This window comes from Pandoraea sp. ISTKB, assembly GCF_001721285.1.
In the GTDB taxonomy this organism is placed as follows: Bacteria; Pseudomonadota; Gammaproteobacteria; order Burkholderiales; family Burkholderiaceae; genus Pandoraea; species Pandoraea capi.
Genome location: NZ_MAOS01000108.1, coordinates 1 through 615, shown reverse-complemented (window position 1 = coordinate 615; position 615 = coordinate 1). Strand labels below are relative to the sequence as shown.

The window sequence follows — 615 nt, the reverse complement described above, 5'->3', positions numbered from 1 at the left end:
CGGAACTTGTACTTGCCCGAGAGCTTGCCGAAGGCGATGACCGAACCCGAGAACGTGATCGCGCCGACAAACGTACCGATGAACAGCTCGATACGGTTACCCGGCGGCAAGGCTTCCCCTGCGGCGACGATGCCGAACGCAGCCGGCTCGGCCACAGCGGCGACCGCGATGCAGACGGCAGCCAGACCGATCAGCGAGTGCATGGCGGCCACGAGTTCCGGCATCTTCGTCATCTCGACCTTACGAGCGACGTAGGCGCCGATACCGCCACCGACGACGAGACCCGCCAGAATCAGACCGAGGCCCGCGTAGTTGCCGCCCGACAGCTTGCGCAATTCGAAGATCAGCGCCACGGTCGTGAGCGCGGCAATCGTCATGCCGATCATGCCGAACGCGTTACCGCGTCGCGCCATCTTCGGATTCGACAAGCCCTTGAGCGCCTGAATGAAACAGATCGACGCGACCAGATACAACAGCGTCACAAGATTCATGCTCATGTCAGTGCGCTCCCTTTGCTGCTTCGTCATTGGCGGCCTTAGCAGGCGCCTTATCCTTCTTCTTGAACATCTCCAGCATGCGCTGCGTGACGAGGAAGCCCCCGAACACGTTCACCGC

General features: G+C 61.6%; 2 protein-coding genes. Both read right to left on the bottom strand.

Annotation, left to right across the window (positions count from 1 at the left end; translation table 11 throughout):
* Positions 1-497 (bottom strand): NAD(P)(+) transhydrogenase (Re/Si-specific) subunit beta (locus A9762_RS27800; RefSeq protein ID WP_170836349.1); only part of this gene is annotated, 497 nt, incomplete at its 3' end.
* Between the two features lies 1 nt (position 498).
* A partial coding sequence (locus A9762_RS28360) for a proton-translocating transhydrogenase family protein (RefSeq protein ID WP_139133440.1) occupies positions 499-615 on the bottom strand: 117 nt, incomplete at its 5' end.